The organism is Mesorhizobium sp. M7A.F.Ca.MR.245.00.0.0, from assembly GCF_003997415.1.
Taxonomy (GTDB): Bacteria; Pseudomonadota; Alphaproteobacteria; order Rhizobiales; family Rhizobiaceae; genus Mesorhizobium.
The window spans coordinates 1-26,381 of the sequence record NZ_RZTE01000022.1; the positions used below are offsets into that span (position 1 = coordinate 1).

Below are 26,381 nucleotides of genomic sequence, written 5' to 3' on the forward strand. Positions count from 1 at the left end.
GCGCCGGCCTTGGCGGATCAAATCCACCACACGCATCCTACCATTACCCGCCCCGCCGATAATTCCGTGATCGCGCCAGTATCATCAAGCCGCCCCGTCTGTTTGCACGTTCGGCGAACGCTCAACAACACGACTTGACGGCCTGTGTCTGGCGTCTGAAAAGGGCTGGCCTGCGGACGTGGCGGAATTGGTAGACGCAAGGGACTTAAAATCCCTCGATCTCTGATCGTACGGGTTCGATTCCCGTCGTCCGCACCACCCTTCGCTCTTCGAGCTTCGGGTGGCGGGCCACCTGAAGCTCGACAGACGAAGGAGTATCCTCCGAAGCCTTGGCGAAGAAGGCCGGCGCAGGTTCGAACTTCATCCGTTCAGGCGCACCAGTTCACCGGCTACCGCTTTGTCGGCATCTCTACGTTTCGAACACTTTCTCGGTGAACCATTCGGCCAACCTGGCAAGCTCCGGCCCCAGCACGCGATCGGGGCCGACAGGCGGTACGATAGATCTGACTTGATCGACGAAGGAGCGCAGTGCCGGCGGCGGCGTCCGTTCGGTGACGTGCAGCGCTTGCGAGGCGATCATCGCCAGCATCGCCATGGCGGCGTCGACGCAGCGGCCGGCGGTTGCCTCCTTTGTCCATGCGAAGAACGCCGTCGTGGCGACGTCGTCCTGCCCCGCGCCAGCCGATTCCGTGCCCGGAATGAAGGTGCGCTGTGCGGCCAGCTTGGCCTGCTCGAGATAGCCGGTGATCGCCATCGGCACGTAGCCGACATTGCCGTGGCCGTCGCTGTCGGCTGAGTGACGTCCGGTCATCAGCAGATCCGGCAGCAGCGACACCTTGCCGTTCAGAAGCTTCGAGGCGTGGCGGTCGCAGAGCAGGCAGATATCGGCCCATATCGCCGCCAGATCGTCCAACGCCGGCGTCGCCATGGCATTGTGATAGCCGCCGGTCGAGATGCAGCGGCCGAGCGGATGTGCATCGTCGGGCGGGATGTAGACCGGATTATCCGATATAGAGGCCAGCGACACATTGGCCGCCCGCTCGGCCGACGACAACGCACGATGCGCCTGGCCGAGGACGCGCGGCACGATGCGGTAGCTGACCGGCGCCTGATAGTTGCGCCGCCCGTCGCCGGCGCCAACCAGAAATTCCCGCAAACCCTGCAGGGCCGCGGCCTCATGCTCATCGCCCCAGAGCGTGTCGAGGGCGGCGTCATAATGTTCGAGCGGGGCACGAAACGCCTCGATCGACAGCGCGAACACCTGGTGCGCCATGCGGATGCGGCGGCGTGCCGCGAGCGCTGCGTCTGCCACCAGAGCAGCAGCGCAAGGCGAGCCGTTGATGAGCGAGCCGCGTTCCTTGACCTCGAGGTCGAAGCGCGTCGAAAGTTCTGCAAACAAGGGGTAGAGCGCCAGGATCTCACCGGCGCCGCCCTGGCCGGAGGCCGGCACCGCCGGCATCGGCTCCCCGTCGAGCATTGCGGCCACGGCAAGCGCGATGCGCGGCGTGGTGGCGGCGTTGCCCTCGATGAAATTCGTCAGACGGGCAAGCACGATCGCCCTGACCACGCGATCCGGCAAGGGATCGCCGAACGAGGTGGCGGCGGCAAACGCCTTGATGCGCGCATGGCGATCCCGCTCGTCTAGTTCGAGCTTGCGGCTCGCCAGCTCTCCCATGGCGGTGGTGACGCCATAGATGACCGGTGGCGGATCGGATTCGATCAGCCTCAGAAACGAAGCGCGGCATTCGGCGATGCGCTGCAGGGCCTTCTCGCCGATCTCCACCGTGTCCTTCTTCCAGGCGACACGGAAAACAGTGTCGAGGTTGATGTCCTCACGCGTCGACAGGCTAACTGGCATGCTTCACACCACTGGAAATAAGGGACTTAGTAGAGCGGTTCCTCGAACAGCGTCTTGTCGCCGTCGACGAGCGCCTTGATCTGCGCGGTGCCGTCGCCGGCGAGCGCAAGACGGATGCCGAATGGCCGCACCCGCATGTCATTCTGGATGGCCATCCCCTCGCCCTCCGGCAGATAGAAGCGCTCGATGCCGTAGTCCGGCGCGATGGTCGCCTCTTCGCCGCGAAGATCCCAACCCTCGGCGACATGGCCTAGAATATCGGCCTCGTCGGCGGCGGCCGGCGTTGGCGCCTTGCCGAACCAGGCGGTCGCCGGCTGCCAATAGCCGTCGGCGCCCTTCTTCAGGCGCACGACAATCGACGTATCGTCGCTTGAAAATTTGTCGGGCGGGATGTTGGCGATCATTTTCACCGGTATGCGCGAAATCTCGTAGCCCAGGATAATATAATCGCCGCGCAGGAGGTCGCGCGGATCGACAGGTTCGATCTTCAGCAGGACTTCCTTGCCGTTGCGCAGGATCGCCGCCCGGCCGGCGATGATCCAGCTCAGGAAGCCGATCTGGACGAGCGCCAGCACCAGTGCCGAGATGACAAGCCTTTTCCCGGTGATCATGCCGTGGCTCCTTTGGCATCTGGACCCTTCATGCGTTTTTCCACGCGGATGATGACGATCGCAAGGATGCCGAGCAGCATCGCGGCGGCAAGGAAGAAGCCGGCCGTATCGAGCATCGATTGCAAGGTCACCACATAGATGATGGCGAGTTCGAAGGCGAAGCCGAGATAGGCAAGCCAGCGTAGCCCACGGCTCTCCCGTCCTGCCAGCACGATTGCCGCGACAATGCCGGCCAGCGCGATCACCGAAGCGATGGCGAAACCGCTGTTGTAAGTGCTCTCGTCGGCGAGTTCGAACTGAATCATTGCGAGGCCGGTGAGGAAGCCGAGCAGTGCGTGCAAGGGCAAGCGGCCGCCGAGCTGCACGACCCGGTCGACCGGATCCGGCGCGAAGACCGAGGCCGCGAACAGCAGCGCCGAGACGGCGACCAGCGGGATCGCCACCTGCAGCGTGTCGTGGTTGGTGACGAGCAGCACAAGATAGAACAGAACCGACAGGATGATCAGGTGGCGCGCCGCCTGGCTGCGGGTCCAGAACGAGACGGCAAACAGCACGATCGCCATGATCACGAAGGCATGCGGAAATTCGCTGCGGCTGTAGTAGTCGAAGCCTTTGAGGAACAGCCAGGCATCGGCGATGCCGACCGAAGCGACCGTCAGCGGATTAGAACGCAGCGCAACCGCCGCCAGCGCCGTGCCGGCGCCCCAGGTGACCAGAGCCGAGGCCTCGTCGCCCGAGAGATGATACATCTGGCCGATCAGCGCGATCGAGCCGCCGAAAGCCGCAGCCGCCACGATCCAGAGCGCTTCCCCGATCGCCGCATGGTCGCGGGCCTTCAGCACCGCGCCGCCGACATAGCCACCAAGGATGACGGCAAACAGTGCCGCCACGCGTGCCAGACGCGGGATTGCGTCCCAGTTGGCGGCAACGAAAATCAGGATGGCGGCGCCGAACAGCAAGGCGGCCATCATTGCCAGGATAGAGCCGAAGCTGAGCGACTTGCGCTCGTTGGCCTCGACATCGCGCGAAAGCGAATCGGCCGTTGCCGCGTCGATCAGCCCGGCCTGCTGCCAGCGCGCGATATCCGCCCTGACCCGCGACGAATAACTCGCCATGCTGCCACTCCCCCAGTTCGGTCTTTTTTTCAGCCGATCCGGTCAAACCGCTGACGCGGCGGCATTTTCCGATTCGGGTTTCTTTGTGTCAGGTCCGTGAACGCTCGTTAATGCTGCATTGCACAATTTGCATTGCTGCCATGCAGCCATAGCGCTTTTAAATCGATATGGGTCCGCCTATTTATAGTTCGTACACAAACGGAATGATCCGCAAGAAAGACGAAACGAGAACTACCATGAACCTGATCCGCAACTACCGCAACTGGCGCCGCTACAGGGACACCGTGTCCGAGCTGAGCCGCCTGAGCAACCGTGAACTGACCGACCTCGGCATCAGCCGCAGCGACATTCCTTACGTCGCTCGCAAGGCGGTCTAATTCTTCGGGCCGCGAATGGTCCGAACCAGTTTTGAAAAAGAGAACGACAATGAACCTGATCCGCAACTATCGTAACTGGCGCGTTTATCGCGAGACGGTTACCGAGCTGGGTCGCCTTTCCAACCGCCAGCTGCATGATCTCGGTATCGTCCGCGACGAAATCAAGATCATCGCCCGCCAGGCGATCTAACCAGAATTTCGGCAGGGTCGACCTCCTCCCCGACCTTGACGAATACGGTCACCCCTTACCTCCTCCCAAGGGTTGACCACAAAAACGGCGCCCGCTGCACCTCCTCCCGCGGCGGGCGCTGTTTCCCCGGGGCAAAGCGAATTTGCCCACAAAGGTTTCGCTCCTTTTCAAACAGCGAAAGAGTTTTCGTCAAAGCCGACCTCCTCCCCGGCGATGACGAATAGGCCCGACCTTCACCTCCTCCCGAGGGTTGGCCACAAAAACGGCGCCCGCTGCACCTCCTCCCGCGGCGGGCGCTGTTTCCCCGGAGTAAAACGAATTTTGCTCCAGAGGTTTCGCCCCTTCTAAAAATGGCGAAAGGAATTTCGTCAAAGCCGACCTCCTCCCCGGCGATGACGAATATGGTCGGCCTTCACCTCCTCCCGAGGGTCGACCCCAAAAACGACACCCGCCGGACCTCCTCCCCCGGCGGGTGTTGTTGTTTTTGGGGGGCGCTCCCATCTGCAGCCGTTTGCCCCGCACCGCGCACGGCAATTGCAATCGCCGCACCAAGCGATTATTCCGGCGTCCATGAGCAAAAATCCAATCCACATCATCGGCGGCGGCCTCGCCGGTTCCGAATCCGCCTGGCAGGCAGCGCAGGCCGGCGTTCCGGTCATCCTGCATGAAATGCGGCCCGTTCGCGGCACCGATGCACACAAGACCGACAGCCTGGCCGAGCTCGTCTGTTCCAATTCCTTCCGCTCCGACGATGCCGACAACAACGCAGTCGGCCTGTTGCATGCCGAAATGCGGCTGGCCGGCTCGTTGATCATGAGCGCCGGCGACGCCAACCAGGTTCCGGCCGGCGGCGCGCTGGCCGTCGATCGCGACGGGTTCGCCGACGCAGTGACGAAAAAGCTCGAAGCACACCCGCTGATCACCATCCAGCGCGAGGAAGTGCCTGGTCTGCCGCCGGCGGATTGGGACCAGGCGATCGTCGCCACCGGTCCGCTGACCGCCCCCGGGCTTGCCCAGTCGATCGCGGAAGCGACCGGCGCCGATGCGCTCGCCTTCTTCGACGCCATCGCGCCAATCGTCCATTTCGACACGATCGACATGGATACCTGCTGGTTCCAGTCGCGCTACGACAAGGTCGGGCCAGGCGGCACCGGCAAGGACTACATCAATTGTCCTATGGACAAGGACCAGTACCTTGCCTTCGTGCAAGCGCTGGTCGACGGCCAGAAAACCGAATTCAAGCAATGGGAAGGCACGCCCTATTTCGACGGCTGCCTGCCGATCGAGATCATGGCCGAGCGCGGCGTCGAGACGCTGCGCTACGGGCCGATGAAACCGATGGGGCTGACCAACGCGCACAATCCGACCGTAAAGGCCTATGCCGTGGTGCAGCTGCGGCAGGACAATGCGCTGGGCACGCTCTACAACATGGTCGGTTTCCAGACCAAGTTGAAGCATGCCGAGCAGGTGCGCGTGTTCCGCACCATACCGGGTCTCGAAAACGCCGATTTCGCCCGCCTCGGCGGCCTGCACCGCAACACCTACATCAACTCGCCGACCTTGCTGGACGCTTCGCTGCAACTGAAGTCGCGGCCCGGCCTGCGTTTCGCCGGCCAGATCACCGGCTGCGAAGGCTATGTCGAAAGTGCCGCGATCGGTCTGCTTGCCGGCCGCTTCGCCGCAGCCGAGCGTCTCGGCCACTCACCGTCCCTGCCGCCGCTGACCACGGCCTTCGGCGCCCTGCTCAACCACATCACCGGCGGGCACATCGTGTCCGACGATGAGCCGGGCAAGCGCTCCTTCCAGCCGATGAACGTCAATTTCGGCCTGTTCCCGCCCGTCGAAGCCCCGAAGACCGAGGGCAAACGCATGCGCGGCAAGGACAAGACTGTTGCCAAAAGGCACGCCATCACCTCGCGCGCGCGCGCTGATTGCAGGGAGTGGCTGGGGTTGGCGGCGCAAACGGCCGAAGCCGCGGAATAGACGACTTCGCATTCTGATTGGATCTTATGTATAAAGTAGGATAGTATCCTACTTTATACACAAGAGAGGCATCCATGGAATCCGCCGAGAAACTGTCGGTCACCGTCACGCCCGCTATGGCGCGCATGATCCGGGAGAAGGTCGAAGACGGCTCCTTCGGTTCGGCCAGTGAAGTCATCCGTGCAGCCCTTCGCGCCTTCCAGCGCGAAGAAGAGGAACATGCAGAGCGTATGGCGTCGATCAGAGCGCGGGTGAAGGCGTCGATGGAGGACACAAGGCCGGGCTATTCGGGGGAAAAGGTTCGCGACCATCTTAGGGAGCTCGCCGCTCAATATTCGAGCCGCGGCGATGATTCAGCGGCTTGAGATTGAATACGGCGAAAATGCCAGAAATGATCTGGCCGAGATTTTCAGACATATCGTCGACGCCGGCGGAAGCGTTGAGGTTGCGCTGAAGTTTACTTTGCGCATTGAAGACCGCTGCCAGAATATCGGCAATGCACCACGCAGCGGTCGTTCCCGCGATGATATCCTGCCAGGATTGCGAACAGTTCCGTTCGAGCACTCTGCAGTCATCGCTTACATCGTCGACGATAACTTCGTCCGCATCGTCAACATCTTCTATGGCGGTCGCGACTATGAGACGCTGATGCGCGACGGCAGGTCGCACTAACCATCCTGAGGCGACAAGTTACTCGGCCGGCTCGACACCAGCTATCGGCAACCCCGGCTTGCCGGCCTCATCAGGATTTCTCCTGACATAGGCGGCCTTCAGGCTTTCCGACGTCTCGCGCGAGCCGTCATGGCTCCAGCCCGGCGGCTTGATCAGATAGTTCAGGCGATCGCTCAAGGTCAGGCTAGGCGCAAAGGCGTCCCGGAACATGCCGATCCATTCATGGAATGACACTTTCAGCGGATTGAAGGTGCCGAGGTTCCTGACGATGCCGTAGCGCGGCCGGTCCTCGTCCAGTTCCCCGACGAAGGTGCCGAATATGCGGTCCCAGATGATCAGCGTGCCGGCATAATTGGCGTCGAGGTAGCGCGGATTGGTGGCGTGGTGGACGCGGTGGTGCGAAGGCGTGTTGAAGATGAACTCGAACCAGCTCCACATCTTGCCGATCGTCTCGGTGTGGATCCAGAACTGCCAGACGAGGTTGAAGCCGAAGGTGAAGGCAATCACCGCCGGATGGAAGCCAAGCAGCACCAGCGGCGCCTGCAAAACGAACATGAAGGTGAACAGGCCGGTCCAGCTTTGCCTGAGCGCTGTCGATAAATTGTAGTGCTGGCTGGAATGATGGTTGACGTGTTCGGCTCACACCCAGCGCACCCGGTGCGCGATACGGTGATAGACGTAGTAGCGCAAATCATCGAGCAGGAAGGCGGCCAGGAACACCCAGACCGACAGGCCGAGATTGAAGATGCGGAACTGCCAGAGCCACAGCAACGCCCAGTAGGACACGACGCCAAGCAGCAGCCCGGCAACGACATTGCCGGTGCCCATCATCAGGCTGGTCAAGGTGTCGCGCGTTTCGAACGAACCTCTGGCGCGGCCGGTGCGCACCAGCCAAAGCTCGATCAGGATCGCGACCACGAAGAACGGGATGGCCAGTTGGGTGACTTGCGGGAAATTGTAATCATCCATCACGCGGTCTCCCCAGTAGAATTCGATCGTTGCGGCTCAAGCGCTTTCAGCAGGCCCAGCGCATCCGCTGCGCTGGCAAAGTGGAAGCGGCCGCCCTTCCAGGTGAAATCGGCGAGCCGGAACGAAACCGTGTTCGCATCTTCGGTGTTCAAAACCGCGACATCTTGAGGCGTGACGATGCGGGTCAAAAAGCAATCGCCGATGCCGTGAACGATGCCGATGCGCCCTCGCCCGATATCCAGAAACGCAGTCCTGGCATCCGCTGTCAGGCGGACTACCGTCGCGATCTCGTCGGGAAAATCCTCAGCGAATCGGCTCACCGCGCGATTGGCACTGCTGAGCGTCGCTATCTTGCTGCCGCCGGTGAAATGCACCGCCGCAACCGACAGCGCGATGCCGAAGGTAACGATCGCCACCAATATGGGTAAGCTCATTCATCTCCTCCGGGCCGGCCTGTTGACTTCGGCAACAGTTTGGCGCGGGACGTCTTAACATGGTTGACGTTTACGTCAAAGCGCAGGCCAGCCCTTGCTCGCGCGACGCAGCAGCAGCCAATGCCGGCGCAAGGCCGACAGCCGCGCGACGCCTTCGAGCGGCGAACCATTCTCCATCTTGCCGAGATAGGCACGTGACAGGGCGAGCGGCAGGAATGCCGGACGCAGCGAGACAGGCAAGGTCGGTGCGCCTTGCTCGAAGGCGGAAAGATGTTCCCGTGCCAGCGCCATCATCGCCGCCACCACGCGTTTGGCGCCGGGTCCGCCATCACCGGCAATGAATTCTTCCGGCGACGATCCCGCCGCCGCCAAAATATCGGCCGGGACAAAACACTGTCCGCGCCGGCGATGCAGCGGCAACAGCAGCAACAGGCCGGTCATCGCCTGCGCACAGCCTGCCCTGCCCGCCAGATCGGCAAAGCGCGGCGCCCCGACGGGATCGAGCACCATCGCCGCAAGCTGGATGAGCGCGGCAGCAGTCTCGCCGCAATAGCCTTCCAGGTCAGTGCGCGACGGCATCGGGTCGTCATAGAGGTCGAAGATGCGTGCATCGAGCATGTTCTCGAAGGCCGGCTTCGGCAGGCCGAACGTCGCTATCGTGACGTTCAAGGCTTCGGCTGTGGGATGGCCGGCGCCCGCTTCTCCGCCAGCGGCAATGACATCGCGCCACCATTGCAGCCTCACCTCGCCCGGCAGCGCTTCATGGATGCGATCGCGGATTCCTGCGATCTCGGCATTGAAGGCGTAGAGCGAAAACAGCGCGTCGCGCTTGTCGTCGGGCGCGTAGAGCGCGGTCAGATAGCGGTCATGGTCGGCGGCGCGCACCGCGTCCATGACGATTTTGGCATTCTGGGACATGTCAATCGACGGCGATGAGCGCGGCGGCCACGGCGCGCTCTTCCGCCAGAAGGACATTGTAGGTCCGTACCGCGGCACCGGTCGACATCGGGTCGGACGCAATGCCGGCAGCCTTCAGCGCGGCTCGCAGTGCGGCGGGCAATGGCCGGAGATCCCTGCCCATGCCGACCAGCAGGATCTCGACCTTGCCGGCCTCAGCCAGCAGCTTGTCGAAATCCGCCACCGTCAGCACCAGAGGATCAGCCGGTTCCCAGCCATGGATGCCGGATGGCAGGCACATGAGCGAACCGCGATGCGACATGTCGGCAAAGCGGAACCCGCCATTGCCATAGGCTTCGATCGGCGCGCGGCCCGGAAAATGCGCCTCGCGGATGACGATGCCTTTGCCGGTCACCGCTATACCCCTTCGGGGCGGCGCGTCAGGTCGCGACCGCCTTGCCGCCATTGACCGGCTTCTCCTCGTCGGCCGAAGCCTGCGGCCTCAGCTTGAACAGGATCAGCAGCGGTGCGGCGATGAAGATAGACGAATAGGTGCCGAAGACGACGCCGAACAGCATGGCCATCGTAAACGAGCGGATCACCTCGCCGCCGAACAGCACCAGCGCCAGCAGCGCCAGGATCGTCGTCACCGAAGTCAGCGTCGTTCTCGACAGCGTCTCGTTGATGGCGTTGTTCAACAGCTGCGGCAGCGGCATGCGCTTGTATTTTCGCAAATCCTCTCGAACACGGTCATAGACCACGATCGTATCGTTCAGCGAATAGCCGATGATCGTCAGGATCGCCGCCAGCGATGACTGGTTGAACTCCAGTCCGGTGATGACGAAGAAGCCGAGCGTCATGACCACATCGTGCACCGTCGCCACGATGGCGCCGACTGCGAACTGCCATTCGAAGCGGAACCAGACATAGACCAGGATGCCAAGCAGCGCGATCAGCATGGCGATCGTGCCTTGCTTGGCAAGCTCGCCAGAAACGGTCGGTCCGACCACTTCGACGCGGCGGAAATCGTAATTGTCCTGCAGCTCGCCACGCACCTTGTCGATGACGGTCTGCTCGGCATTCTCGCCACCATCCTGCGTCCCGACGCGGATCAGCACGTCGTTCGGCGTACCGAACTGCTGCACCTGAACTTCGCCGATGTTGAGCTCGGTCAGCCGCGCACGGAGGTCGGCGAGGTCGGCATTGCCGCTCTTGGCCTGCACCTCGATCAGCGAACCGCCCTTGAAGTCGATGCCGTAATTGATGCCAACGGTCATGAACAGCACCACCGACAGGATCGACAGTGCGCTGGACAGCGTAAAGGTCCAGCGACGGATGCCCATGAAGGGGATCTTGGTGCCGGGTGGAACGAAAGTCACCGGCGCCTTCGGCAATTCCTTCGGGCGAGCCCGGCGCAGCCAGATCGAGACCAGCAGGCGGGTGAAGGTGAAGGCGGTGAAGACCGTGGTCAGGATGCCGATGGCGTAGGTGATGGCAAAGCCCTTCACCGGCCCGGTACCGAGATAGAACAGCACCACGGTGGCGATCAGCGAAGTGATGTTGGAATCGACGATGGTCGCTAGCGCCTTGGTGAAACCGGTATCGATCGCCTGGATCACAGAGCGGCCGGCGCGTCGCTCCTCGCGAATACGTTCATAGATCAGCACGTTGGAATCAACCGCCATGCCGATGGTCAGTACGATACCGGCGATACCAGGCAAGGTCAGCGTAGCGCCAAGCAGCGAGAGCACGCCGACGATCATCGCCACGTGCACCGCCAGCGCGATGTTGGCGAGGAAGCCGAGGAAGCCGTAGGCGACGAACATGAAGGCGACGACGAGGATAGAACCGATGATGCCGGCGACCTTGCCGGCATGGATCGAATCCTGGCCAAGGCCCGGACCAACGGTGCGTTCTTCGATAACCGTCAGCGTCGCGGGCAACGCACCGGCGCGCAGCAGCACCGCAAGGTCGTTGGCGCTCTGGGCAGTGAAATTGCCGGAAATCTGGCCGGTGCCGCCGAGGATCGGCTCGCGGATCTGCGGCGCCGAAATCACCTGATTGTCGAGGATAATGGCGAACAGCTTGCCGACATTCTGCGCCGTGGCCTGACCGAAGCGCGCCGCCCCTTTCGAATCGAAGCGGAACGACACCACCGGCTCGTTGTTCTGCGAATTGTATGTCGCCTGTGCGTCAACGAGGTTTTCGCCCGAGACGATGACGCGATTTTCGATCAGATACGGAACCGGCGGATCGTCCTGCGAATACAGCACCGACGAGCCGGCGGGCGGACGGCCATTGAGCGCGTCCTGCACCGGCATCGACTGGTCGACCATCTGGAAGGTCAGCTTGGCGGTCTGGCCGAGGATTTCTTTCAGTCTCTGCGGGTCCTGAAGACCCGGCACCTGGACAAGGATACGGTCGTCGCCCTGCCGCTGCACGATCGGTTCGGTGGTGCCGAGTTCGTTGACGCGGCGTTCGACCACCTCGATCGACTGCGTCAGCGCGGTCGACGTGCGGTATTTGATGCCGGCGTCGGTGACGTTGAACTTGAGCAGGCCGGGCTCGGAATCGTCGAGCGTCATTTCCTGGACGGAGCCGCCGGTGAACAGGCCGGCAGCGACCGGATCGGTCAGCGTCTTCAGCGCCGTCTTGGCGGCATCGATCTGGGCGGGATCGGTGATGCGGACCTGCAGGGTCCGCCCCGTGCCGGCAAGGCCGGTATAGCCGATCTTGGCGTCGCGTAGCAGCGTGCGGATTTCATCGCGCGTCGTCTCCAGCCGATCCTTGATCAGATCGTTCTGGTTCATTTCCAGCAGGATGTGCGAACCACCCTGCAGGTCGAGGCCGAGCGTCATCTGCCGCTTCGGCACCCAGCTGGGCAATTGCGCCAGCGTGCTGGCGGAGAACAGGTTGGGCGCGGCGAGGATCACTGTGATGGCCACGGCCACCCAGATCAGGATCATCTTGAAGCGCGAAAAATACAGCATATGGCGTCGTCCGTCAGAGCGTGTCCGCGGATCGCTCCGCCTAAAATTGGATTATTTCTTGGCGTTTTGGTTGGCCACCGGCTCGCCCTTGACGCGCACATCGGCGATCGTCGAGCGCAGCGCCGTCACCTTCAAGCCGTTACCGAGGTCGATCTCGAGCTCGTTGTCGTCGATCACCTTGGTCACCTTGCCGACGAAGCCGCCGCCGGTGACGACCGTGTCGCCGCGACGGACAGCCGCCAGCATCTCGCCGCGCTTCTTCAGCTGCGTGCGCTGCGGCCTGATGATCAGAAAATACATGATCACGAAAATCAGGACAAAGGGCAAAATGCTGATGAACATGTCGGGAGAAGCGCCGACGCCTTGGGCGTATGCCGGTGTCACGAACATCGAGGTACTCCTGATTTTTGAAAACAGCCGCCAATTTGGCGGCCCTTGAAATTTGGCCGGAATATAGTCGGTAAAGTTGTCAATGCAACTGCGCGGCCGGCCAAATCGGCTGCTTTTACGGCCTGTTGAGCCGTGTTAGAGCATGATCGCGAAAAGCGCGAGCCGGTTTTCTCAGACAAACGGAAACCGTTTGCCAGAGATCACGCTCGAACAAAAGGTTGCCACCGGTTTTGGATCAGAGGGAATCGGGCACGTTCACGCTCCCAAATGTCGAAACCGCGAAACAAAAGACAGACATGACCGACAGCAGCATTGAAGCCCTGAACCAGAAACTCGACCGGCTGATCGAGGCGGTGAGCCGCCTTGCCCCGCCGCCGGTGCCCCAAACCGACCTCGGCGAGGCCGGTTGCTTCGTCTGGCAGGCCGATCCGGGCTATCTGGAGCCGGTGCGCAGGGTTAACCGCGTCGACATCGGCCTGATCCGTGGCGTCGACCGTGTCCGCGACATCCTTGTCGACAACACCGAACGCTTCGCCGCCGGGTATCCGGCCAACAATGTGTTGTTGTGGGGCGCGCGCGGCATGGGCAAATCGTCGCTGGTCAAGGCCGTGCATGCCGAGATCAACGCCAAGACCAAGTCCGACCTGCCGCTGAAGCTGATCGAAATTCACCGCGAGGACATCGACACGCTGCCGAAGCTGATGGGCCTGCTCAAGGCGGCCCCCTTCCGCTTCATCCTGTTTTGCGACGATCTCTCCTTCGACCACGACGACACTTCGTACAAGTCGCTCAAAGCCGCGCTCGAAGGCGGCGTCGAAGGCCGGCCGGCGAATGTCATCTTCTATGCCACTTCGAACCGCCGGCATCTTTTGCCCCGCGACATGATCGACAATGAGCGCTCGACCGCCATCAACCCATCCGAGGCGGTGGAGGAAAAGGTGTCGCTGTCCGATCGCTTCGGGCTGTGGCTCGGCTTCCACAAATGTTCGCAGGACGAATATCTCGACATGATCGACGGCTATATCAGGCACCATGGCCTTGTCATGGATTCCGACCAACTGCGCGCCGAAGCACTGGAATGGGCGACCACCCGCGGCAGCCGCTCGGGCCGCGTCGCCTGGCAGTTCACCCAGGACCTGGCTGGACGGCTCGGCAAACCGCTGAAGGACTGACACGTTGGGTGGCGTCGCCAACGCCATCCAATGACAAGATCATTTGGGCTGCGCCCGGCGCAAATCACGCGGCGTTTGGCCGATCTCGCGGCGCATCCAGTGCGCCAGATGTGACTGGTGCGCAAAGCCCGTCAATTCCGCCACCTCGCTTGTGCTGAGATCGCCTCGCTGCAGCAAGGCGCGTGCGCGTTCGACGCGACGTCGCACCACGTAGCGGTGCAGGGTGACGCCCGTCGCCGCCTTGAACCAAGCCCGCAAGTGCGAGCTGCTCGCCCCGGCAACTCGGCTCAATCGCTGGATTGAAAGGGGCTCGTGCAAGCCAGCTTCGATATGCTCCAACACGCGCTTGAGCTGGGCATCTGACAACCGGTTTGTTCGCTCGACATCGGAATTCTCAAGACCGAGCAACCTCACCGCCAGAGCGGCGCCAATGCTGTCGGCAAACAAAGATCCACTCGGTGAGTTTGCGCCGAGATCGCTCTCGAGTGCACGGGCGAGATGTTGGATGCGCTGATCACGAAGCAGATGACGTGTGTCGAGCCGCAACGCGCGCGCCTTGCCACCTAGCTCAGCCGCCACCCTTTCCATCAGGGCTGGTTGTAACGCGATCTCGATCGTGTCGAACGGGGTTTCGGTCTCGAAGCCGCCCTCTTGGCCAGCGGGCACCAGGTCAATATCGCCAGCGCGCCTCACGAAATATCGACCAACCTCATTGCAGTAGGAACGCGTCGCCGCGCTTGCATGCACCATGATGCGATGATGGGCCGCCCTGGAGAGACGATGGACGCCCGCTTCGATATGCCAGAAGGCCATTGTGACGTCGGGCGGAAATCGGGCCGGAACAGACTGCGAATGCATGCTCTCTCGCTTCCTGGCAAAACCTGTCCAAGAATTGGCAATTCCCGCGCGATTTTCAATGCCGGGGACATGTACCTACGCCTCTCCATCGAGCTTGGACGAGAGGTTAGCCATGAGTTTTTATGTAGTTGTCGGAGCAGGCCCGGTCGGGCACGAGACCGCGCGCCTTCTGGGCGAAGAAGGACATGACGTCGTTCTCACGAGCCGGAGTGTCGGCTCAAACGCGTTGCGGAACGTCCGGGCGGTGCAGGCCGATGCCACCGATGCCGTTGAACTGGCGCGTATCTGCCGAAACGCCGACGCCATTTTCATGTGTGCCATGGCCGCCTATCACCGGTGGCCGACCGACTTCTTCCCAATCATCGACGGCACCGTGCGTGCCGCGGAAGCGGTCGGCGCGAAGCTTGTGGTTCTCGGAAACCTCTATGGCTATGGGAAACATGCCGATAGTCCGCTTCACTCCGACCTGTCTCTGGATCCGACGTCGAAGAAAGGGACCGCCCGCACGATCATGTGGCAACGGGCGGTCCGTGCGGACGTGCCGGCAGTCGAAGTGCGGTCCAGCGATTATCTTGGATATGGCGCGGTCAGCTCTTTCTCACTGGTCGCGCTGCCCTCCATAATCGAGGGGAAACCGACTGCTTTCATTGGAAACCTCGACGCGACTCATGCCTGGTCCTTCACGAAGGACGTGGCCAGGACGCTGGTTGCCGCTTCCCGCTACACGGGCGAATGGCGACGGGCGTTCCATGTTCCATCGCAACACGCCTCACCCCGGGAACTCATCCTGACGACGGCGGCAATGCTTCACCGTGAAATTCCAGAAACACGTTCCTATTCCATCCCCGAAATGGAAGCATTGGGCATGCATGAACTCATCGAGATGAGCTATCTCTTCGACAATCCCTTGCTGGTCGATTCCTCCGACGCGGAGACGCTTCTCGGAATCAAGGCCAGCGGCCTTGACGTCATGATCGCCGACACTCTGCATGATCATCTTTGAAGCTTGAAGACTGGCGCGTCGCGTTGAAACTGAAAAAGCCCGCTCCTTTCGGAACGGGCTGAGCCGGCGGGCCGGACTGGAGGTCAGACGGCCCGCAAATTGCTTTTTTTCTTCTATTCGAGGTAACCCGAGGGATCGACCGGGGCCGAGTTCTTGCGCACTTCGAAGTGCAGCTTCGGCGAGTCCGTCGTGCCGCTCATGCCCGACAGCGCGATTTCCTGGCCGCGCTTGACCTTCTGGCCGCGCTGCACCTCGATCGAGCTGGCGTGGCCGTAGACGGTGACCAGGCCATTCTCGTGGCGCACCAGCACCGTGTTGCCGAATTCCTTGAGGCCGTCGCCGGCATAGATGACGACACCGTTCTCGGCTGCCTTGACCGGTGTGCCCGAGGGCACGGCGATGTCGACGCCGTCTTTGCCGGAGCCGAAACCGGAGATCACGCGACCGCGCACCGGCCAGCGCATCTTGCCGATGCCGGTGGCGTCAGGCGCGACGGCATCGTCGGCCTCGGCCTGCTGGATGACCTTCGAATCCTTCTTCGGCGGCGTGTAGGACGCCAGCGTTTCCGACGGCGTGGTCTTTGCCGCGGGCTGCGTCGTGGCCGTCGTCACCGGATCGACCTTGGCCGGCTTGGCGGCGGCGACGGTCGCGGTTCCGCCGGCGGGCACCTTCAGGGTCTGGCCGATCTTGAGCAAGCCATCCTGCATGCCGTTGGCCTGCTTGATGGCAACGACTCCGACACCGGTTTTCCTGGCAATCGAGGAAAGCGTGTCGCCCGACTGAACCGTATAGGTGCCAGCTGCATTGGTCGCCTTGGCCGCGGCCACCTGCGGCTTGGGCTCCTTGGGCTGGCTCGCGGCGGCCGACGTGTCGACCTGAGCGGTGGATTTGCCCTCCCTAGGCTTCGGCTGCTGCGGCAGGACGGCGACTTTGTCCGGCGCAGTGGCCGGCAGGTTGTGCTTGGTGTCTTTCGCCGGCTTGGCATCCGCGAGCTTCGGCTCGCTCTTGCTCGAATAGGCGTAGGCCGGGATGACCAGCTTCTGGCCGGTCTTCAGCCCCTTGGTCGCGCTCAGCCCGTTGACCTTCATGATCACGTCGGACGGCACCTTGTAGCGCTGCGCCAGGCCGCCGATCGTTTCGCCGTCCCTGACGACGATCTCGGTTGCATGCGGAGTGCCGGAAGCAGCCACGCGGGGTTCGTCAGGTTGCGAAACCTTGAAAGGCGATGCCACCGGGGCGACGGTGCCGGTCGTGGTCCTGTCGACATGCGGTGCGGGGGCCAATGCGGTGCGCACCGGCTTCGATACCGGCGCCACGTCGGGAGCCTGGGCAACGGGCGGCGGCAGCGGCCGCGTCGAGACCGGATCGAGGCTGGAGCGACTGACCGACTGTGTATGGCTGCCATCGATCGGAGCGGCGGCGACATCGCCCGGATAGGGCTGCTGTACGGCATCCTGCTTGTTGATGATGGCGCGCTGATTGTTGGTCGAGGATGTAAAGACATCGTCGACGCCATTGAACCGCGAAACCTGGGAACTGCACCCCGCAGCAGCACCCGCGACCATCAGTATGGCGCAGCCTCGCGCCAGATTGCGACCGCTTGTCTTCAAAACACTGAGTTGCATCGCACTAACCCGCACATACCCGGTACAAACTAGGCATGATTAAAGCGCGTTAATGTTACTCGACGGTTAACCCCATGGAATCCGGCGCAATTTTTCTTAAAATATTAGAGAGCGAGCCCAGGGGAGATTTTCAGGTCATGCCGGCCGGGGTCGAAGACGCACCCGACGCGGCGCGGCCTGAACATCGACAGACGCGCTAGATGATAGCGGCGACACCGCGCAGGATCGGCTGCAGGCGAACGAGGCCGATGTCTTCACGCTCGAAGCGGCTGCCGACCTTGGTCAGCTTGGCCAGCACCTGTTCGCCCTCTTCGGGGCCGATCGGAGCGATGACGATACCGCCGCTCGACAATTGGTCGAGCAGGAAGCGCGGCAGGCTGTCGAAGGCAGTCCAGGCGACGATACGGTCAAATGGCCCTTCATTCGGCAGCCCGCCGGAACCATCGGCGTGGCGCACGATCACATTGCCGATGCCGAGCGCCTCGAAGCGCTGCCGCGCCTGCTCGGCGAGCGTCTTGTAGCGATCGGTGGTGATGACCCGCGCCGCCAGCCGCGACATCACCGCCGACGTGTAGCCCGAGCCGGTGCCGATCTCGAGCACGCGGTTGCCCTGCTCGATAGCGAGCGCCGCGATCACCGCCGCCTGCATGTCGGCACCTTCGATCGCCTCGCCGCATTCGATCGGCAGCATACGGTCCGACCAGGCGATCTGATGGAACTGGGCCGCCAGGAAGCCGCGCCGCGGCGTCGCCTCGAAGGCCGCGATCAGCGCCTTCGGCACAGTCCCCCGGCCGCGCAGACGCAGCAGAAAGGCGGCAAAACCTTCGCGGTCATCGATCCCCTGATTCATGCAAGCGCCTTGCTCAATTGGTCACGGATTTCATGCGCGGTCAGATCGAGCTGCAGCGGCGTCACCGACACCAGCCTGTTGCGCAAGGCGTAGAGATCGGTGCCTTGCTTGCCCTCGACCGGCTCGCGGCCGAAGCGCAGCCAGTAGTATGGCAGGCCGCGCCCGTCGCGGCGCTCGTCGACCCACAGGGAGTGCACGAGCTTGCCTTGCGTGGTGACCACCGTGCCGGCGACCTCTTCGGGCGTGCAATTGGGAAAATTGACGTTGAGCAGCACGCCGTCCGGCAACGGCGTCGCGACCAGCTTCTTCAGCAGCGCCGGCGCCAGCACCTCTGTCGTCTCGTAGGGCACGACGCGATCTTCGCCGACATAGCTGTAGCCCTGGCTGAGCGCGATCGAGCGGATACCGAGCAGCGCGCCTTCCATGGCGCCGGCGACGGTGCCCGAATAGGTGACGTCATCGGCGATATTGGCGCCCGAATTGATGCCGGACAGGATCAGGTCGGGTGCGCCAGGCAGGATTTTCTTGACGCCCATGATGACGCAATCCGTCGGCGTGCCGCGCACGGCAAAATGCTTCTCGCCGATCTTGCGCAGCCGCAGCGGCTCCGAGATCGACAGCGAATGCGCGTAGCCGGACTGGTCCTGCTCGGGCGCCACCACCCAGACATCGTCGGACAGCGTGCGCGCGACGCGTTCGAGCGACGCCAGGCCCTCGGCATGAATGCCGTCGTCATTGGTCAGGAGGATACGCATTATTTCGCTTCGATCTTTTCCAGGCCGCCCATGTAAGGCCGCAGCACTTCAGGAATGGTTACGCTGCCATCCTCGTTCTGGTAGTTTTCGATGACGGCGATGAGCGCGCGGCCAATGGCTGTGCCCGAGCCGTTGAGGGTGTGGACGAAGCGGTTGCCCTTGCCGTCTTTGTCCTTGTAGCGGGCGTCCATGCGGCGCGCCTGGAAATCGCCGCACACCGAGCAGGACGAGATCTCGCGATAGGCGTTCTGGCCGGGCAACCAGACCTCGATATCGTAGGTCTTGCGCGCGCCAAACCCCATGTCGCCGGTGCACAGCGTCATGGTGCGGAACGGCAGGCCGAGCCGCTTCAGCACTTCCTCGGCGCATTGCGTCATCCGCTCGTGCTCGGCAAGTGACGAATCCTGATCGGTGATCGACACCAGCTCGACCTTGTAGAACTGATGCTGGCGCAGCATGCCGCGCGTGTCGCGCCCGGCCGAACCCGCTTCCGAGCGGAAGCACGGCGTCAGCGCGGTATAGCGCAGCGGCAGTTTTTCATGCGCGGTGATTTCTTCACGCACAAGGTTGGTGAGTGGGACCTCGGCGGTGGGAATCAGGCCAAGCCTGCCCTCCCCGTGCGGCGCGAAGAACAGATCTTCCTCGAACTTCGGCAATTGGTTGGTGCCGAACAGAACATCGTCCTTGACCATCAACGGCGGGATGACTTCTTCGTAGCCATGTTCGGTCGTATGCAGGTCCAGCATGAACTGGCCGAGCGCACGTTCCATCCGGGCCAGTCCGCTTTTCAGCACCGTAAAGCGCGAGCCCGACAGCTTTGCCGCGCGCTCGAAATCCATCATGCCGAGCGCTTCGCCGATCTCAAAGTGCTCCTTCACCCAGTTCGGCCGCGTCGGCACCTTGCCGACGATGTGCTTGACGACATTGTCATGCTCGTCCTTGCCGACAGGCACGTCGTCAAATGGTACGTTGGGCAGCACCGCCAGCGCATCGTTCAGCGCCTTGTCGAGCTCGCGTTCGCGCGCCTCGCCGTTCTGGATGAAGACCTTGATCTCCCCGACTTCGGATTTCAGCGTCTCGGCCAGGGCGGCATCGCCCGAACGCATGGCGTTGCCGATCTCCTTCGACGCGGCATTGCGGCGCTCTTGCTTGGTCTGCAGCTCGGTGACGTGCTCGCGCCGGGCCTCGTCCGAGGCGATCAGCCCGTCGACCATGGACTGCGCCTCACCGGCCGACCACGAGCGCTTCACCAGCGCCTCGACAAGGGCCTTCGGGTTGTCGCGAATCCATTTGATGTCAAGCATGGTTTGAAACGCTCCTGGGTAGCATGTCGCCCAAAAGTGCACAGCGATTTGGGACAACGACATGCTCAAAACAAAACTGAAACGCATCGCTTTGAGCGCGATGCGTTTCAGCCAGAGGGCGTAAACCGCATCCGGGATCGATGCAAGAGGACGGGGCGACGACTGTGTTTTTCCGCCGCTGCAGCCGCTCTGTCGCCTATGAGGAGGCAGGTGCCGGGGGCTCGTCCGGTGCTTTGTCCGCCACCTCTTCCGCCGCGTCCTGCTTTTCGCGTGCCACGCGCTGCTTTTCCCGATCGCGCTCGATCAGCCGGGCAGCCCAGATGGACACCTCGTAGAGAAGGATGGTCGGGATGGCCAGGCCGATCTGACTCATCGGATCGGGCGGCGTCAGTATCGCCGCGACGACGAAGGCAATGACGATCGCCCATTTGCGCTTCTCGGCCAGTCCCTTGGACGAGAGCATGCCGACCCGTGTCATCAGGCTGGTCACCACCGGCAGCTGGAACACCAGGCCGAAGGAGAAGATCAGCGTCATGATCAGGCTGAGATATTCCGACACTTTCGGCAGCAGCGAAATCTGCACCTGATCGTCGGTGCCGGCCTGCTGCATGGCGAGGAAGAACCACATCACCATCGGCGTGAAGAAGAAATAGACCAGCGATGCGCCCATCAGGAACAGGATCGGCGATGCGATCAGGAACGGCAGGAAGGCGTTGCGCTCGTTCTTGTACAGGCCGGGCGCGATGAACTTGTAGATCTGCGTGGCGATCAGCGGAAAGGCGATCACCATGCCGCCGAACATGGCGAGCTTGACCTGGGTGAAGAAGAATTCCTGCGGCGCCGTGTAGATCAGCTCGACCTTGTGCGGATCGAGCCCTGCCCATTGCGTCGCCCATTTGAACGGCACGACCAGGAGGTTGAACAGTTTCTTGGCGAAGAAGAAACAGACCAGGAAGGCAACGAAGAAGCCGCCCAGCGACCAGATCAGCCGCCGGCGCAACTCGATCAGATGCTCCATCAGCGGCGCCGACGATTTCTCGATCTCGTCCTTTTCGGTGTCCGAAACGCTCACTTGGCGGCTCCAGCCGTCTTCTTGGCCACCGGCTTCTTCACCGCTGCAAGCTTCGGTTCGGCTTTCGCCCCCATCTTGGTCGCTACAGTCTTGGTCGCCACGGCTTTGGCCGCGACAGCCTTGGCCTCAGCGGGCGTCTTGGCCCTGGGCGCTTCAGGCTGTGCCGCCGTCATGGCCTTCGCCTGCGTCTTGGACGCAGACGCTGCCTTCGCGGCAACCTTTGCACCATTTGCCGAAGCTTTTGCAGCCGGCGTCGCTTTTGCCGGCGCAGGCTTGGTTGGTTTCTTCGCCGCCGACGCCTTCGGCGCCGCAACGCGTTCCGCCGGCGCCGACGAGGTCACCACCGATTCGTCGGTCATTGCCGGAAAAACCGGCGCTGCTGGCGCTGCTTCCGGCCCGTTGACGCCAGGCATGGTCGTTGCACCGTTCTTCAACGGCTCGGCCGCTTGCGGGGTCGAAGCGACAGAGCTTGCCGGATCGGCTGCCGGCTTCGGCTTCATCGCCGCATCGACGCCGGAGCGAACGTCGGCCGCGGCCTGTTCGAACGGATTGAGCTGCTTCCTGATCTCAGCCATCGGGCTCATGCCTCTGAGCTCGTCGACGGACTTCTTGACGTCGTCGAGCTCGGCTTCCTTCAGCGCCTCGTTGAACTGTTTCTGGAAATCGGACGCCATGGCGCGCAGCTTCGCCGTCGTGCGGCCGAAGGTGCGCAGCATATTGGGCAAATCCTTGGGTCCGACGACCACGATCATGACGATCGCGATGACCAGCATTTCGGTCCAGCCGACTTCAAACATGGCACTCTGTTCCGACTAGAACCTTGGGCTCAGCTCTTGCTGGCTTTTTCCTTCGCGGCCGCAACGGTCTCGTCGGCACGATGTTCGACGGTGCGCTTGTCTTCGGCAACCTCGTCGTCGGCCATGCCCTTCTTGAAGCTCTTGATACCCTTGGCCATATCGCCCATCAGCTCGGGAATCTTGCCGCGGCCGAACACCAAAAGCACGATCACCAGCACGATCAGCCAATGCCAAATCGAAAATGAACCCATAGCAAATCTCTCTCGAATGTTTTCCCTGGCGATGATCTATGCGTTTTCGCGTTGGGATTCAAACACAACTGCGACAGAGTTTATGAAAGGGTGACGGATGTCACGCATTTTCGACGGGAACGCCCGCTACGAATCCGCGCATCCTCATCAAGTTGGCCGCCAATGCCAGTCAATCTTCCGTGACGCGCGGCGTCAGCAGGCCGAGTTCCTCGAGATCGATGTCGGTCAGCGCATCCTCGTCGTCGGTCAATGCGTCGGGATCGGCCGGCGGCTGCGGAATGGAGAAATTCGACGGCATGCGGCCCGAAAGCAGTCCAGCCCCCTTCAGTTCCTCCATGCCAGGAAGATCGCGAATCTCTTCCAGCGCGAAATGGTCGAGGAAGGTCTCCGTCGTACCGTAGGTCACAGGGCGTCCGGGCGTCTTTCGCCGGCCGCGCATGCGCACCCATTCCGTTTCCAGCAGCGTGTCGAGCGTACCTTTCGAGGTTTCGACGCCGCGGATGTCCTCGATCTCGGCACGCGTCACCGGCTGGTGATAGGCAATGATCGCCAGCACTTCGAGAGCCGCGCGGGAGAGCTTCCTTTGCTGGACGGTATCGCGGCTCATCAGGAAAGCCAGGTCGCCGGCGGTGCGGAACGCCCAGGCGTCGCCGACACGCACCAGATTGACGCCGCGCCGCGCATAGATCTGCTGCAGCTCGGCCATGGCCAGGGCAATGTTGATGCCGTCAGGGAGGCGTGCCGCAAGCTGCTTTTCGCTGACGGGTTCGGCGCTGGCGAACACGATCGCCTCGGCCATGCGCACGGCCTCGGCCAGATACAGCCGCTCGGCCGGGTTCTGTAGCTGCTCGGCCGGATCCCGGGAAAGCGACTCCTCTTCGGGTGCATCGCCGACCTTGAACGGGATAACCGAAGCGTTGGCGCGTTCGCTCATGATGCCACCTCGACTGCCTTGATTGCCTGCGTGCGCCCGCGCAGGTAGATCGGCGCGAACGTCTGATCCTGCCGCACGTCCATCGTGCCGTCGCGCACCAGTTCCAATGTTGCCGCAAAAGAACTGGCGATTGCCGTGCGCCGCTCCTCGGGGCTGGTCATGTATGCGATCAGAAAACTTTCCAGCGCCGTCCAGTCCCTTGCAGCCCCGACCAGGCGGGTCAGGATGTCGCGCGCATCCTTGAGCGACCAGACACCGCGCCTGGCGATCGTCACATTGTTGATCGCCTGCTTCTGGCGTTGCTGGGCATAGGCGGTCAAGAGATCGTAGAGCGAGGCCGAATAGGCGTTACGCTTTTCGACGATGACCATTTCCGGCATGCCGCGCGCGAACACATCACGGCCGAGCCGGTTGCGGTTGACCAGACGCGCCGAGGCGTCGCGCATGGCTTCCAGCCGCTTCAGGCGGAACTGCAGCACCGCCGCCAGTTCCTCACCGCTTTCGCCCTCGTCGCCGGGTTGCTTGGGGATCAGGAGCTTGGACTTGAGGAAGGCCAGCCACGCCGCCATCACCAGATAGTCGGCGGCAAGCTCCAGCCTGAGCGCCCTCGCCGTCTCGACAAAGGTCAGATATTGCTCGACCAGCGCCAGGATCGAAATGCGAGCCAGATCGACCTTCTGGGTGCGGGCAAGATGCAGCAGAAGATCGAGCGGACCTTCGAAGCCGGCCACGTCGACAACCAGCGACGGGTCGCCGGTAACGCGTGAATCGTCATTCTCGGCCCACAGACGGTCCATCGGTGCGGCCTTCGAGGCCTTGCTTTCCAATGTCTCCGCCACTCCGTCACTTTCCCTTTGCTATGCCACCGCATCGAAGTAGGTGGCGAATTCGGCACGTATTTCGGTTTCTTCGACCGTGTCACGGTTCTTTATATAGGCCAGCGCCCGCTTGGCGCGCTCCAACGACGTGCCCTCAAGCCCCGTGGTACGCGATGCGATGCCGGCCATCTCCTCGAAAACGCCGTTGCAGTGAAGGACCAGATCGCAGCCCGCCGCAAGGATCGATGCCGCCTTTGTCGGGAAATCCCCAGAAAGTGCCTTCATCGAGGTGTCGTCGCTCATCAGCAGCCCGTCGAAGCCGATTTCGCGCCGGATGATCTCGTCGATGACCTTGCCGGAGGTGGTCGCCGGATTGTTGGGGTCGATCGCGCTGTAGACGACATGGGCCGTCATCGCCATCGGCAGATGGCTAAGCTCCTTGAACGGGGTGAAATCATGCCGCTGCAGATCGCTGAGCGAGGCATTGACCACCGGCAGTTCGAAATGCGTGTCGGCAAAGGCACGTCCATGGCCCGGGATATGCTTCATGACCGGCAGCACGCCGCCCGACATCAGCCCTTCCGCGGCTGCGCGGCCGAGCTCGATCACCGGTCGCGGATCCTTGCCATAGGCCCGCGCGCCGATGACATCGCTGGCGCCTTCGATCGGCACGTCGAGCACCGGCAGGCAATCGGCTGTGATGCCGTAGCGCAGCAGGTCGAAGGCATGCAGCCGCGCCATCAACCAGGCCGCTCGGGCGCCGGCATCATGATCGTCGCGCCACAGCGCGCCGAGCGCGCCGCCGGCGGGATAGTTCGGTGCCAGCGGCGGTCGCAAGCGCTGCACACGGCCGCCTTCCTGATCGATGAACACCAGCGCGTCCGGACGCCCTATGCAGTCCCGCATCTCGGCGACCAGATCGCGGATCTGTTCGGTCTCGCCAATGTTGCGCGCAAACAGGATGAAGGCCCACGGGCATTCATTGCGATAGAAATTGATTTCTTCGCGGGTAAGCGATTTCCCGGCACAGCCGAGGATCATGGATTTTGATTCGGTCATGTCGGCAGTTTAGGGCTTTGTGCGATCAAAGGGAATCGCCAGGGACTCATCCGGGATAACGCCGGATCTGCTTTCCCCATGAAAAAAGCCGGCGCGGTGGACCGCGCCGGCTTTTGATGGTTGGCCCCGGCTTTAGCGCGAGACGAAGCAGTTGCCGCCGGCGGCCTTGTAGCTGGTGCACAAATTGATCGCGTCATTGCGTGACTGGGCCGGAACGCGCACGCGGTAGAACGTGCCTTTTCCGGCGATCTCGGCCTTGACGATGTTGGCGGTACGCCCGGCAAGCACACTGCCATAGCGGCGCTGCAGATCCTGATAGCTGGACTGGGCGCTTTCGACGGTCGGCTGCGAGGCGATCTGCATCGACCACGAGCCACCGCCGGCCGCGGTCGATGCGGGATCTATGGACGCAACCTGATCGGGCTTGACCTCGCCGACAACATCGACCGGCTGGTCGGACGGACGCTGCGGCGCGAGCGGAACCTTTGCCGGCGTGTTCGCCGATTGGGCCTCGGCTTTCGGCTTGGCGACCGGCTTGAGGGCCGGCTCGTCGTCCGCCTGGGCGGCGGCAGGCGCCACGGTGCCGGTCTGGTCCGCGTCGGCTTGCGCCGCCGGAGCAACATGCTGCGGCGCCGGATCGACCGGCTCGGTGGCGGCCACTAGCGGCGCGGCGGGCGCTGCCGGATCTTCACGCGGCACCAGCGAACCGTCCGACTTGACCACCATGGTCCTCACCTTGCGCGGCGCAACGGCGACGACATCGGCATTGGTGCCCTTGTCGGCATCCTGCAGCACCTGCGCAATGCGGTCCTCGGACTTGGGCGCGGGCGCCGTATTGTCGGCAGAAGCGTTGTCGGCCGAAGCGGCGCCGGCCATCGGCGCGGCATTGCCGACATCGGTTCCAGCGGCGGCTGCATTCTGGTCCGGCGAAAGGTCGATGGCGCGGGCCGGATCTTTCGCCTGGACGTCCACCGGCTCTTCGACGTTGGTGACCAGCTTTTCCTGGACCGGCTCGGCTGGCTTGGCGCCCCTGACCGCGTCGTAGACCTTGTTGTCCTGATTGGGCACCACGGCGCCGCCCGGATTCTCCGGCTTGACCTTGATCGGCGCGTTGTCGGCCTTGACGATGACAGGCGCTTCGCTGCCGCCCTTGCCGCCAAAGGACAGCGCAAAGGCCCCGAGACCGCCTGCGACCGCGACCGCGCCGACAATCGCGGCGATGAACAGTCCGCGTCCGCGCGTCGGCCTCCCGGCCTCACGCTCGCCGAGACCCGGAACAGCCATAGCCTCGTCGAGTTCGGGATCGTAGTCGAGTTCATCGACAGTAAAATCATCGGCTTGCGAAACCGGCTGGCTCCCTGGCAGGCCGTCGAGGTCGAAGCCGTAGGCGTCGGCAT

Annotated in this window: 27 protein-coding genes, 1 tRNA gene and 1 pseudogene; 8 read left to right on the forward strand and 21 right to left on the reverse strand. The window is 62.7% G+C overall.

The genetic code is table 11. The features are described 5' to 3' along the window. Window positions 1-172: 172 nt before the first annotated feature. Window positions 173-258, forward strand: a tRNA-Leu gene (locus EOB80_RS21105). A gap of 151 nt (window positions 259-409) precedes the next feature. Here the strand turns inward: EOB80_RS21105 and EOB80_RS21110 are convergent. The 3 genes from EOB80_RS21110 to EOB80_RS21120 are packed head-to-tail and all read right to left on the reverse strand — an operon-like array spanning window position 410 to window position 3,584. Further along, the gene (locus tag EOB80_RS21110) at window positions 410-1,858 is read right to left on the reverse strand and encodes an aromatic amino acid lyase (RefSeq protein WP_127329481.1); all 1,449 of its coding nucleotides are present in this window, start codon (window positions 1,856-1,858) and stop codon (window positions 410-412) included. 26 nt (window positions 1,859-1,884) lie between these two features. After that, entirely contained in the window at window positions 1,885-2,469 is a 585-nt protein-coding gene (locus tag EOB80_RS21115) for a GDYXXLXY domain-containing protein (protein WP_027039166.1), read from the reverse strand. Further along, entirely contained in the window at window positions 2,466-3,584 is a 1,119-nt protein-coding gene (locus tag EOB80_RS21120) for a DUF2157 domain-containing protein (RefSeq protein ID WP_127329483.1), read from the reverse strand. The genes EOB80_RS21115 and EOB80_RS21120 overlap by 4 nt, the downstream gene beginning before the upstream one ends. Before the next feature lie 236 nt (window positions 3,585-3,820). Between EOB80_RS21120 and EOB80_RS21125 the strand changes: the two genes are divergently transcribed. From EOB80_RS21125 to EOB80_RS21145, 5 genes are all read left to right on the forward strand, one after another. Next, complete coding sequence (locus EOB80_RS21125) at window positions 3,821-3,961, forward strand: DUF1127 domain-containing protein (RefSeq protein WP_013531315.1); 141 nt, start codon at window positions 3,821-3,823, stop codon at window positions 3,959-3,961. A gap of 49 nt (window positions 3,962-4,010) precedes the next feature. Then, window positions 4,011-4,151, forward strand: coding sequence for a DUF1127 domain-containing protein (locus EOB80_RS21130; protein WP_013531314.1), 141 nt, complete (start codon window positions 4,011-4,013; stop codon window positions 4,149-4,151). A 570-nt stretch (window positions 4,152-4,721) separates the two neighbouring features. Further along, complete coding sequence (trmFO, locus tag EOB80_RS21135) at window positions 4,722-6,134, forward strand: methylenetetrahydrofolate--tRNA-(uracil(54)-C(5))-methyltransferase (FADH(2)-oxidizing) TrmFO (protein WP_127329485.1); 1,413 nt, start codon at window positions 4,722-4,724, stop codon at window positions 6,132-6,134. Window positions 6,135-6,208: 74 nt separating this feature from the next. Then, window positions 6,209-6,499, forward strand: coding sequence for a type II toxin-antitoxin system ParD family antitoxin (locus EOB80_RS21140; RefSeq protein WP_127329487.1), 291 nt, complete (start codon window positions 6,209-6,211; stop codon window positions 6,497-6,499). Next, a complete protein-coding gene (locus EOB80_RS21145) occupies window positions 6,483-6,806 on the forward strand; it encodes a type II toxin-antitoxin system RelE/ParE family toxin (protein WP_127329489.1) in 324 nt (107 codons plus the stop codon). Before EOB80_RS21140 ends, EOB80_RS21145 begins: the two co-directional genes overlap by 17 nt. An 18-nt stretch (window positions 6,807-6,824) precedes the next feature. Here the strand turns inward: EOB80_RS21145 and EOB80_RS21150 are convergent. The 6 genes and pseudogenes from EOB80_RS21150 to yajC all read right to left on the reverse strand — a co-directional run bounded on the left by EOB80_RS21150 (window position 6,825) and on the right by yajC (window position 12,486). Next, window positions 6,825-7,775, reverse strand: a pseudogene (locus EOB80_RS21150) (sterol desaturase family protein). Continuing rightward, a complete protein-coding gene (locus EOB80_RS21155; protein WP_348629539.1) occupies window positions 7,775-8,191 on the reverse strand; it encodes a hypothetical protein in 417 nt (138 codons plus the stop codon). The pseudogene EOB80_RS21150 and the gene EOB80_RS21155 overlap by 1 nt, the downstream one beginning before the upstream one ends. Window positions 8,192-8,284: 93 nt before the next feature. Continuing rightward, window positions 8,285-9,127 (reverse strand): phytoene/squalene synthase family protein, encoded by an 843-nt coding sequence (locus EOB80_RS21160; protein WP_164762676.1) that lies wholly within the window; start codon window positions 9,125-9,127, stop codon window positions 8,285-8,287. A 1-nt stretch (window position 9,128) separates the two neighbouring features. Continuing rightward, window positions 9,129-9,521 (reverse strand): Mth938-like domain-containing protein, encoded by a 393-nt coding sequence (locus tag EOB80_RS21165; protein ID WP_127271505.1) that lies wholly within the window; start codon window positions 9,519-9,521, stop codon window positions 9,129-9,131. Window positions 9,522-9,546: 25 nt separating this feature from the next. Continuing rightward, window positions 9,547-12,096 carry a protein translocase subunit SecDF gene (gene secDF / locus EOB80_RS21170; protein ID WP_127273192.1) on the reverse strand — a complete coding sequence of 850 codons (2,550 nt, stop codon included), beginning with the start codon at window positions 12,094-12,096 and terminating at the stop codon, window positions 9,547-9,549. Between the two features lie 51 nt (window positions 12,097-12,147). Then, a complete protein-coding gene (gene yajC, locus EOB80_RS21175) occupies window positions 12,148-12,486 on the reverse strand; it encodes a preprotein translocase subunit YajC (protein WP_127270542.1) in 339 nt (112 codons plus the stop codon). Window positions 12,487-12,782: 296 nt separating this feature from the next. Here yajC and EOB80_RS21180 point away from each other — a divergent pair, with 296 nt between their 5' ends. Further along, the gene (locus EOB80_RS21180; protein ID WP_127329493.1) at window positions 12,783-13,658 is read left to right on the forward strand and encodes an ATP-binding protein; all 876 of its coding nucleotides are present in this window, start codon (window positions 12,783-12,785) and stop codon (window positions 13,656-13,658) included. A 39-nt stretch (window positions 13,659-13,697) separates the two neighbouring features. On the opposite strand, the gene EOB80_RS21185 is transcribed toward EOB80_RS21180, so the two are convergent. Next, window positions 13,698-14,516 carry an AraC family transcriptional regulator gene (locus EOB80_RS21185; protein ID WP_127329495.1) on the reverse strand — a complete coding sequence of 273 codons (819 nt, stop codon included), beginning with the start codon at window positions 14,514-14,516 and terminating at the stop codon, window positions 13,698-13,700. 112 nt (window positions 14,517-14,628) lie between these two features. Between EOB80_RS21185 and EOB80_RS21190 the strand changes: the two genes are divergently transcribed. After that, window positions 14,629-15,519, forward strand: a complete 891-nt coding sequence (locus EOB80_RS21190) for an NAD-dependent epimerase/dehydratase family protein (protein WP_127329497.1) — start codon at window positions 14,629-14,631, stop codon at window positions 15,517-15,519. Window positions 15,520-15,632: 113 nt separating this feature from the next. Here EOB80_RS21190 and EOB80_RS21195 read toward each other — a convergent pair whose 3' ends face one another. From EOB80_RS21195 to EOB80_RS35425, 11 genes are all read right to left on the reverse strand, one after another. Then, the gene (locus tag EOB80_RS21195) at window positions 15,633-17,144 is read right to left on the reverse strand and encodes a peptidoglycan DD-metalloendopeptidase family protein (protein WP_127329499.1); all 1,512 of its coding nucleotides are present in this window, start codon (window positions 17,142-17,144) and stop codon (window positions 15,633-15,635) included. 196 nt (window positions 17,145-17,340) lie between these two features. Then, window positions 17,341-17,994 carry a protein-L-isoaspartate(D-aspartate) O-methyltransferase gene (locus EOB80_RS21200; protein ID WP_127329501.1) on the reverse strand — a complete coding sequence of 218 codons (654 nt, stop codon included), beginning with the start codon at window positions 17,992-17,994 and terminating at the stop codon, window positions 17,341-17,343. Next, window positions 17,991-18,749 (reverse strand): 5'/3'-nucleotidase SurE, encoded by a 759-nt coding sequence (surE, locus tag EOB80_RS21205; protein ID WP_127329503.1) that lies wholly within the window; start codon window positions 18,747-18,749, stop codon window positions 17,991-17,993. The genes EOB80_RS21200 and surE overlap by 4 nt, the downstream gene beginning before the upstream one ends. Beyond that, window positions 18,749-20,053, reverse strand: coding sequence for a serine--tRNA ligase (gene serS, locus EOB80_RS21210; RefSeq protein ID WP_127329505.1), 1,305 nt, complete (start codon window positions 20,051-20,053; stop codon window positions 18,749-18,751). Before serS ends, surE begins: the two co-directional genes overlap by 1 nt. Window positions 20,054-20,249: 196 nt before the next feature. Beyond that, entirely contained in the window at window positions 20,250-21,125 is an 876-nt protein-coding gene (gene tatC / locus EOB80_RS21215) for a twin-arginine translocase subunit TatC (RefSeq protein ID WP_127320714.1), read from the reverse strand. After that, window positions 21,122-21,922: a Sec-independent protein translocase protein TatB gene (gene tatB, locus EOB80_RS21220; RefSeq protein ID WP_127320713.1), complete on the reverse strand. Its 801-nt coding sequence runs from the start codon at window positions 21,920-21,922 to the stop codon at window positions 21,122-21,124. Before tatB ends, tatC begins: the two co-directional genes overlap by 4 nt. Window positions 21,923-21,951: 29 nt before the next feature. Beyond that, window positions 21,952-22,173, reverse strand: a complete 222-nt coding sequence (locus EOB80_RS21225) for a twin-arginine translocase TatA/TatE family subunit (RefSeq protein ID WP_023812188.1) — start codon at window positions 22,171-22,173, stop codon at window positions 21,952-21,954. A gap of 169 nt (window positions 22,174-22,342) precedes the next feature. After that, window positions 22,343-23,107 carry an SMC-Scp complex subunit ScpB gene (gene scpB / locus EOB80_RS21230; protein WP_127329507.1) on the reverse strand — a complete coding sequence of 255 codons (765 nt, stop codon included), beginning with the start codon at window positions 23,105-23,107 and terminating at the stop codon, window positions 22,343-22,345. Further along, window positions 23,104-23,904: a ScpA family protein gene (locus EOB80_RS21235; protein WP_127329609.1), complete on the reverse strand. Its 801-nt coding sequence runs from the start codon at window positions 23,902-23,904 to the stop codon at window positions 23,104-23,106. The genes scpB and EOB80_RS21235 overlap by 4 nt, the downstream gene beginning before the upstream one ends. A gap of 60 nt (window positions 23,905-23,964) precedes the next feature. Further along, window positions 23,965-24,984: a beta-N-acetylhexosaminidase gene (gene nagZ, locus EOB80_RS21240; protein ID WP_127329509.1), complete on the reverse strand. Its 1,020-nt coding sequence runs from the start codon at window positions 24,982-24,984 to the stop codon at window positions 23,965-23,967. Window positions 24,985-25,116: 132 nt separating this feature from the next. Continuing rightward, window positions 25,117-26,381 (reverse strand): SPOR domain-containing protein (locus tag EOB80_RS35425; protein ID WP_245466410.1); only part of this gene is annotated, 1,265 nt, incomplete at its 5' end.